Source organism: Mesorhizobium sp. M0621, from assembly GCF_040320745.1.
Lineage (GTDB): Bacteria > Pseudomonadota > Alphaproteobacteria > Rhizobiales > Rhizobiaceae > Mesorhizobium.
The window spans coordinates 19867-28540 of sequence record NZ_JAMYQF010000070.1 but is presented as its reverse complement, the minus strand read 5'-3'; the positions used below and the strand labels follow the sequence as shown (position 1 = coordinate 28540).

Sequence of the window (8674 nt, the reverse complement as noted above, 5' to 3'; positions counted from 1 at the left end):
TCGGGGGGGGGGGCTGGTTTATTTTTATAATACACTGGTTAACGGCCCCCCCCCACTCCGTCGTGCTACGCTCGACACCTCTCCCCCGATCGACGGGGTAGAGGAACGGCGCGAGTTCGCCGCCCTTGGCCCCTTTCCTCTCCCTCCGGAGGGGGGAGAGGTGGCGCTGCGAAGCAGCGACGGAGTGGGGGAAGCCATTCGCCAAACGCGCAGTCGCCGCAAGACAGGAACAATCCTGCCGATTTCGCCAATCACCAACGCCACAAAAGAAAGGGCCGGCGCGGCGGCCAGCCCCTTTCACATGCGCCAAATCAATCTCTGCCTTGAAGAAAATTCGTCGGCTAACTACTACTCCCGCTTCAGCCGTCTGCACAGCTCATCAAGCTGCTCCAGCGACCGATATGCGATGCGCAGCACGCCACCCTTGCCCTTGTGTTCCACGGACACGATCATGCCGATCGTATCCGTCAACAGCTTTTCCAACGCCAGCGTGTCGGGGTCCTTCTGCTCCAGACTCGGCGCCGGCCTGGCCTCTTTCGTGCTGCTGCTGCCAGCTGGCATCTGCGCCAGCGCTTCGGCCTGGCGCACTGAAAGGCCCTCTTCGACGATGCGCTTGGCAAGCCCGGCCGGATCTTCCGCCGTCACCAGCGTGCGGGCGTGCCCTGCCGACAAGGCGCCGTCGACCAGCATGTCGCGGATCACGTCCGGCAGCTTGAGCAGGCGCAGCGTGTTGGCGACATGGCTGCGGCTCTTGCCGATCACCTGGCCGAGATCGGCCTGGGTGTAGCCGTGCTCGTCGATCAGCTGCTGATAACCAAGCGCTTCCTCGACCGCATTGAGGTCGGTGCGCTGCACGTTCTCGATGATCGCCAGTTCGAGCGCGGTGCGGTCGTTGACCTCGCGGATGATGACCGGGATCTCGGACAGACCGGCGCGCTGTGCCGCGCGCCAACGCCGCTCGCCGGCGATAATCTCGTAGCGCCCGGCCTGCATCGGCGAAGGCCGCGCCACCACGGGCTGGACCACGCCATGTTCGCGGATCGACTGGGCAAGGTCCGTCAGCTCGGCGTCGCCGAAATGCCGGCGTGGATTTTTCGGATTGGGGGTCAGGAACTCGATCGGCACCTTGCCGTCGGCGCTCATACCAGGCTTTTCCGGCGCTGCCGGACGGTCGATCTCGCCGATCAGTGCTGCCAGCCCTCGGCCCAGTCTCTTTCTCGAAAGGTCTTCGCTCATCTTTATTCCAGTTGGCTATTCCAGATCGTTTCGGTATCGAATCGGCTCTTAACTATGCATCCGATCTAATCAAGCGGCGCGCAATTTACGCTCGCGGCGGATTACTTCCGATGCCAGTTGCAGATAGGCCTGGCTGCCCGAGCATTTCAGGTCGTACAGGATCGCCGGCTTGCCGTAGGACGGCGCCTCGGACACTCGCACATTGCGCGGAATGATGGTCTCGTAGACCTTGTCGCCCATATGGGCGCGCACATCCTGCACCACCTGGTTGGCGAGATTGTTGCGGCCGTCATACATGGTCAGCACGATGCCTTGGATAATAAGGTCCGGATTGATCGAGCGGCGCACCTGCTCGACGGTTTCCAGCAATTGGCTGAGCCCTTCCAGCGCAAAGAATTCACATTGCAGCGGCACAAGAACGGAATCGGCCGCCGCCATTGAATTGAGCGTCAAAAGGTTGAGGGACGGCGGACAATCGATCAACACATAACCGAACGGTGCCCCGCGCTCGGTCGCGGCGCGCAGCGCATTGCGCAGCTTGAGCACCCGGTCCGGCGCCGAGGCGATTTCCATTTCGATGCCGAGCAGGTCGAGCGTCGACGGCACGATCGACAGGCCAGGCACCGCCGTCGGAATGGCCGCGGCTTCCAGATCCAGCTCACCCGTCAGCACGTCATAGGATGAGACCGTCCGATCCTTGCGGTCGATGCCGAGGCCGGTGCTGGCATTGCCTTGCGGATCGAGATCGACGATCAGCACCTTTTCGCCGATGGCGGCCAGCGCGGTCGCCAGGTTGATGGCGGTGGTGGTCTTGCCGACGCCGCCCTTCTGGTTGGCTACGGTGATGATGCGGGGGCCATTCTTCATCATGGGTCTATGCCAGAAATTCATTTTGGGTCGCTTCGGGTCGCCTGGAGCAGATCAGACAGGTCGCAAGTTCGACAATTCGAGGATGACGCCGCTGGCGTCGGTCACACTTGGATGTTCTACCAGATCGAAGGACCATCGGTGAACGCTTTCTTCCACTTCGGCGCGGTAATCCCGGCCTTTGTGAAACAGGCCGCGCGCGCCTGAAATCAGCCATGGCGCCGACAGGTCCAGCAAGGTCGAAAGCGATGCCAGCGCCCGCGCCGTGACGATTTGCGGTGTCGAAACAAGCGCATGACTGTCATCGATGCGGCGCGCCACGACCCGCGCCGGCAGGCTGAACTGCCCGACGACGGCCTGCAGGAAGGATGCTTTTTTGCGATTGCTTTCAACCAGATCGATGCTGGCGCCGTCACGTTCGGCAAGCAGGAAAGCCATGACAAGGCCAGGAAATCCGCCGCCAGACCCGAGATCGACCCAGCGCGTCGCCCGAGGCTCGATTCGCGCCAACTGCGCGCTGTCCAGGATATGGCGCTGCCAGACATCGCCAGCCGTCGATTGCGCAACGAGATTGATGCTGCGATTCCATTTCTGGAACATCTGCTCGAACGCCACCAGCCGATCGAATGTTTCACGTGAAACCGGGCCTGCCGCGTCCTGCAGGCTCTCCAGGGAAAATGAACTCACGCAACATCCCTTTGTGGGCGCTGGGTGCTCTCAGCGTGACGAACATGCGCGACTATGATCGCCAGCGCCGCCGGCGTCATGCCTTCCATGCGCTGGGCATCGGCGATGGAGCGCGGCCGCCGCGCCTGCATCTTCTGCTTCAACTCGTTGGACAGGCCCGGCACCCCGGCGAAATCGACCGTCTCCGGAATCAGCCGGCTCTCCTCATGCCGGATCTGCGCCACATCGGTCTTCTGGCGATCGAGATAGACCGAATATTTCGCTTCCGTTCCGAGGCGTTCCGCCGTTTTGCCGTCGATCTCCGCAAACCGCGAATCGATACCGGCCAGCCAGGCCACATCGACGTCGGGGTAGGACAGCAATTCATAGCCGGACCGGCGCACGCCATCCCGGTTGATCTCCAGCCCATGCCGCGCCGCTTCATTGGGGGTCAGGGTGAGCGACTTCGCCAGCTGACGCGCTTCGTCGAGGCGCTGCATGACAGCCTCGTAGCGCCGCATCCGCTGCGTCGAGGCGATGCCCAATTTCGCAGCCAAGGGCGTCAGCCGTTCATCGGCGTTGTCGGCGCGCAGCGACAGCCGGAACTCGGCCCGCGAGGTGAACATGCGATAAGGTTCGCTGATGCCGCGGCTGGTCAAATCGTCCACCATCACGCCGATATAGGCCTCTGTGCGGCTGAGCACGATCTGCTCGCTGCCTGCCGCCCGCCGTGCCGCATTGAGGCCGGCGAGCAGACCTTGCCCGGCGGCCTCTTCATAACCGGTCGTGCCGTTGATCTGCCCGGCGAGAAAGAGGCCACTGATGCGCTTCGTCTCCAGCGTCTGGTGCAGCTCGCGCGGATCGACATGATCATATTCAATGGCATAGCCGGGCTGCAGCATGGTGGCGCGCTCAAGCCCCGGAATGGTTTTCAATATATCGAGCTGCACATCCTCGGGCAGCGAAGTCGAAATCCCATTCGGATAAATCGTATCGTCGTCGAGCCCTTCCGGCTCGAGGAAAATCTGGTGGCCATCCCTGTCGCCGAACTTGACGATCTTGTCCTCGATCGACGGGCAGTAGCGCGGTCCGACACCTTCGATCGAGCCGGAATACATGGCGGAGCGGCCGAGATTGGCGCGGATCAGCTCATGCGTGGCCGTGGTCGTGCGCGTGATGCCGCATTCGATCTGCGGCGTCTCGATACGGTCGGTCATCAGCGAAAACGGCACCGGATCCTCATCGGCGGCTTGGCTTTCCAGCGACGCCCAATCGATCGTCCGGCCGTCCAGCCGCGGCGGCGTGCCGGTCTTCAGCCGACCGAGCCTGAAGCCGGCGCGGTCCATCGTCGCCGACAGACCAAGACTGGCCTGCTCGTTCATGCGGCCGGCAACGATCTTCTTCTCGCCGATATGGATAAGCCCGCGCAGGAAAGTCCCGGTCGTCAAAACGACAGCGCCACAGGCAAGCCGCCTTCCGTCGGCCAGGAGAACGGCGACGATCTGCCCTTCGACGATTTCGAAGTCCAGGACCTCGCCCTCGACCACGTCGAGATCGTTCTGCTGCCGAATCGCTTCCTGCATGGCGAGGCGGTAGAGCTTTCTGTCGGCCTGCGTGCGCGGCCCGCGCACTGCCGGACCCTTGCGGCGGTTGAGCAGGCGGAACTGGATGCCGGCAGCATCCGCCACCCGCCCCATCAGGCCGTCCATGGCGTCGATTTCGCGAACCAGGTGACCCTTGCCGAGCCCGCCGATCGCCGGATTGCAGGACATCACGCCAATCGTGTCGAAGCGCAGCGTCACCAAAGCGGTTCTGGCACCCGCGCGCGCGGCAGCACTGGCCGCCTCGCACCCCGCGTGGCCGCCGCCCACCACAACCACATCATAGTGATTGGTCATTTCCAAACGTCCTAGACTCAAATGAATGAGGGACACATGTCCCCGTAGGGCCGTGCTGTCAAGAAAACTCCGCAGGGAGTTTCACGTGAAACAGCCTTGCACTTGCCATCGCGTGTTTCACGTGAGTCATCGCGCGACCGAGACACCCCCTGGTCAGCGCTGCCCCTCACCTGCCTGCCGGCATCCTCTCCCCGTATAGTGACGGGGAGAGGGACGATGTCATCGCCGCTTTCGCCAATCTCCAGCGTTACAGGAAAGCGCCGGAGATGCGGCCAGCTGCTTTCTCCCCGCCACTATACGGGGAGAAATGCCCGGCAGGGCAATGAGGGCGGAGCCAACGTCCGTCGATATGTTTCACGTGAGTCACAGGCAATGTTGGCATCGTACTCGACCCGCTATGCCGCATGGTTTCACGTGAGTCATTTCCCAATGCAGAATTGCGAGAAAATGACGTCAAGCATATCCTCGACATCGATGGCGCCGACGATTCGGCCCAGATGATCGGCTGCGAGCCGCAACTCCTCAGCGCGCAATTCCTGCCCGAAAGTCCGGCCGTCGGTGGCGCGACGCAGATGGCGGTTGGTCTCATTGAGCAATTCTACATGGCGCAGGCGCGACGGCAGCACATCGCCGGCATTGCCGGCCGCCTCCGCCGCTCGCTGGCCGATCTCCACCAGCAATGTCTCCACGCCCGTCCCGTTCTGCACCGAGATAGCAAGGTCATAGTTCCCCGCCGCATCGAGTGCAGCGCGGCTTTCCAGCAGATCGAGCTTGGTGCCGACCCGCAAGCTCGGGGCGCCCGTCGGTAGCAGACCGATGGGCCTGGGGTCCGCAACGTCCTGCAGCAACAGCAGGAGATCGGCACCATGTGCCTTGGCCCGGGCCTTCTCGATGCCAATTGCTTCGACCTTGCCAGGCGCTTCGCGCAGCCCGGCCGTATCCGTAAGCTTGACGCGCAGGCCCTGTAGATCAAGCGTCACTTCAAGCAAGTCCCGCGTCGTGCCAGGTTCATCCGTTACTATAGCGGCATCCCGCCGCGCCAGGGCGTTGAACAGACTCGACTTACCGGCGTTGGGTGCACCAAGGATAACGACCTCAAAGCCGTCGCGGATGATCTCGGCAGCGCGAAATCCGGCGCTATGCCGATCGATTTCTTCGATCATTGCTCGGATATCAGACCAGACCGTATCCGAAACGGAACCGGGAATATCGTCCTCATCGGCAAAATCGATCTCGGCCTCGATTATGGCGCGGGCGTGGATCAGCCTGCGCCGCCAGCCGAGATAGAGTTCGCTCTGGGCACCTTCGGCGTTTTGCACCGCGAAGCGCCGCTGCGCCTCGGTCTCGGCATTGACGAGATCCGCCAGCGCCTCGGTCTCGACCAGATCGACCTTGCCGTTAAGAAAGGCCCGGCGCGTGAATTCGCCTGGGTCCGCGTGCCTGACGCCGTCAAAACTGGTGATCGTCTCCAGCATCCTGGCCACCACGGCGCGTCCGCCATGAACGTGGAATTCCGCCACATCCTCGCCTGTAAAACTGGCCGGCCCGGGAAAGAACACGACCAGGCCGTTGTCGAGCACGGTTCCATCGGGCGCCCGCAGCCTGCGCAAAACCGCAGCGCGGTCCTTAACCATACCGCCGGCAATCGTTTCGACTACGAATCGAGTCTGCGGGCCTGAAATGCGGATGACCGCGACACCAGCCGGAAGCCGTCCGCTCGAGAGCGCTACGATCGAATCGCCTGAAATCATTTGCCCGCTCTGCCGAACCGCCCTAGCTCTACATCCATATGACAACTCCCAACCGAGTTTGCCCATCGTGACGCTACCCGCCCAAAACCTGCTTGCTGAAGAAGCCAGCCCCTATCTGCAGCAGCATAGCGGTAATCCCGTTCACTGGCGCGCCTGGTCGCCGGCTTCGCTGGAAGAGGCAAAGGCGCTGGACAGGCCGATCCTGCTCTCGGTCGGCTATGCCGCCTGCCATTGGTGCCATGTCATGGCGCACGAAAGTTTCGAGAACGATGACGTCGCCGCCGTCATGAACCGTCTGTTCGTCAATATCAAGGTCGACCGCGAGGAGCGCCCGGACATCGACCAGATCTACATGGCAGCGCTCTCCTCGATGGGCGAGCAGGGCGGCTGGCCGCTGACCATGTTCCTGACCCCGGACGGTAAGCCGTTCTGGGGCGGCACCTATTTTCCACGCGAGCCGCGCTATGGCCGCTCCGGTTTTATCCAGGTGATGGAGGCAGTCGACAAGGCATGGCGCGAGAAGAGGGCGAGCCTGAACCAGAGCGCCGACGGCCTGACGGCCCATGTCGAGGCGCGGTTGGCCGGCTCGCATGCAAGCACAGCGCTCGACCGCGATGCACTGGCGGAGCTTGCCAAGGGCATCGACGGCATGGTCGACCGCGATCTCGGGGGCTTAAGCGGCGCGCCGAAATTCCCCAACGCGCCGTTCATGCTCACGCTTTGGCTGTCCTGGCTGCGCGACGGCAACGCCACGCATCGCGACGACGTCCTGCTTAGCCTCGAACGGATGTTGAGCGGCGGCATCTATGACCATATTGGCGGCGGGCTTAGCCGCTACTCGACCGACGCCGAATGGCTGGTGCCGCATTTCGAAAAAATGCTCTACGACAACGCCCAGCTCGTCCGCTTCTGCAACTGGGCCTATGCGGCGAGCGGCAATGAATTGTTCCGGCTACGAATCGAAGAGACTGTCGACTGGCTGCTGCGCGAAATGCGCGTCGACGGTGGCGCCTTTGCCGCCAGTCTCGACGCCGACAGCGATGGCGTGGAAGGGCTGTTCTACACCTGGAGCAAGGAAGAGGTTGAAGACGCTCTCGGCGACGATTCTACCTTGTTTTTCAAGCACTTCACGCTGTCGATCCCGCATGGTTGGGAAGGCAAGCCAATTGTCCACCAAACCCGCTCCCAGCAATCGCAAAGCGTCATCGAGCGTGAAAAACTCAGCCCGCTCAAGGCGAAACTTCTTGTCGTCCGCGAAGGGCGGGTCAGGCCCGGCCTCGATGCAAAGACGCTCACCGACTGGAACGGCCTGATGATTGCGGCGCTTGCCGAGGCCGGTCGATCATTGGCCCGGCCTGACTGGATCGAGGCGGCGGCAAAAGCCTTCGCCCATATCGGCGCCGCCAGCCGCGACGGCCGTTTGCCGCATTCGATGCTCGGCGCCAGGAAACTGTTCCCTGCTCTGTCCAGCGACTACGCCGCCATGACCAATGCGGCGATCTCGCTGTTCGAAGCGTCGGGTGATTGGAGCTATATCGACCAAGCCAGCCAATTCATCGAGCAGCTCGACCATTGGCACGCCGACACCGACAAGACAGGCTACTACCTGACCGCTTCGGACAGCACCGACGTGCCGATCCGCATCCGAGGCGATGTCGACGAAGCCATTCCGTCCGCCACCGGCCAGATCATCGAGGCACTGGTCCGGCTGGCGTCCGTCACCGGCGATCTCGAACTGCACGAAAGAGCCTGGCAAGTCGCCGAACACGCGGCCGGTCGTGCGGCGCACCAGACCTACGGTCAGGCCGGCATCGTCAACGCCTGCGCGCTGGCGATCGAGCCGCTCAAGCTGGTCATTGTGGATAGGTTGGAGGATCCAAAGCTCGTCCCGGTTGCGAATCGAAGCCCGGACCCGCGCCGCGTGGATATTGTCGTGCCGATCGGTTCGGACACGAGTCGACCCATGCTGCCCGGCGGAATTCTGCCACCGACCGACAAGGCGGGTGCGTGGCTGTGTACGGGACAGGTTTGCCTGCCGGTGGTTACGGATGCTGAAGAACTCGAGCGCCTACTGCGCCACCAGTAACGAATTCGTCATCCCAGGGCGAAGCAAGGAGCGTAGCGACGCGGCGCAGACCCTGGGATCCATGCCGTTACTTCCGAGCGTTGCAATGGTTCAGATTCTGCTCCGCTGCTTTCTTCGATAGACCTCACGGCATGGATCCTAGGGTCTGCACTCCGCTTCGCGTCGCTCCG

General features: G+C 62.6%; 6 protein-coding genes. 1 reads left to right on the top strand and 5 read right to left on the bottom strand.

Going from position 1 to position 8674, the window contains the following annotated elements; translation table 11 throughout:
* Positions 1-348: 348 nt before the first annotated feature.
* The 5 genes from NKI38_RS30060 to mnmE form a co-directional block, all read right to left on the bottom strand.
* Positions 349-1236 (bottom strand): ParB/RepB/Spo0J family partition protein, encoded by an 888-nt coding sequence (locus NKI38_RS30060; protein WP_352664071.1) that lies wholly within the window; start codon positions 1234-1236, stop codon positions 349-351.
* Positions 1237-1305: 69 nt separating this feature from the next.
* Positions 1306-2106 (bottom strand): ParA family protein, encoded by an 801-nt coding sequence (locus NKI38_RS30055; protein WP_352634675.1) that lies wholly within the window; start codon positions 2104-2106, stop codon positions 1306-1308.
* 51 nt (positions 2107-2157) lie between these two features.
* Complete coding sequence (gene rsmG / locus NKI38_RS30050) at positions 2158-2790, bottom strand: 16S rRNA (guanine(527)-N(7))-methyltransferase RsmG (RefSeq protein WP_352664069.1); 633 nt, start codon at positions 2788-2790, stop codon at positions 2158-2160.
* Positions 2787-4667, bottom strand: a complete 1881-nt coding sequence (gene mnmG, locus NKI38_RS30045; RefSeq protein ID WP_352664067.1) for a tRNA uridine-5-carboxymethylaminomethyl(34) synthesis enzyme MnmG — start codon at positions 4665-4667, stop codon at positions 2787-2789. Before mnmG ends, rsmG begins: the two co-directional genes overlap by 4 nt.
* A gap of 419 nt (positions 4668-5086) precedes the next feature.
* Positions 5087-6418, bottom strand: coding sequence for a tRNA uridine-5-carboxymethylaminomethyl(34) synthesis GTPase MnmE (gene mnmE / locus NKI38_RS30040; protein WP_352664065.1), 1332 nt, complete (start codon positions 6416-6418; stop codon positions 5087-5089).
* Positions 6419-6485: 67 nt separating this feature from the next.
* Between mnmE and NKI38_RS30035 the strand changes: the two genes are divergently transcribed.
* A complete protein-coding gene (locus NKI38_RS30035) occupies positions 6486-8504 on the top strand; it encodes a thioredoxin domain-containing protein (protein WP_352664063.1) in 2019 nt (672 codons plus the stop codon).
* Positions 8505-8674 lie beyond the last annotated feature (170 nt).

Coding starts and splice junctions, on each gene's coding strand:
- NKI38_RS30060 (WP_352664071.1), bottom strand. CDS start 1,236: ATGAGCGAAGACCTTTCGAGAAAGAGACTGGGCCGAGGGCTGGCAGCA.
- NKI38_RS30055 (WP_352634675.1), bottom strand. CDS start 2,106: ATGATGAAGAATGGCCCCCGCATCATCACCGTAGCCAACCAGAAGGGC.
- mnmG (WP_352664067.1), bottom strand. CDS start 4,667: ATGACCAATCACTATGATGTGGTTGTGGTGGGCGGCGGCCACGCGGGG.
- mnmE (WP_352664065.1), bottom strand. CDS start 6,418: ATGATTTCAGGCGATTCGATCGTAGCGCTCTCGAGCGGACGGCTTCCG.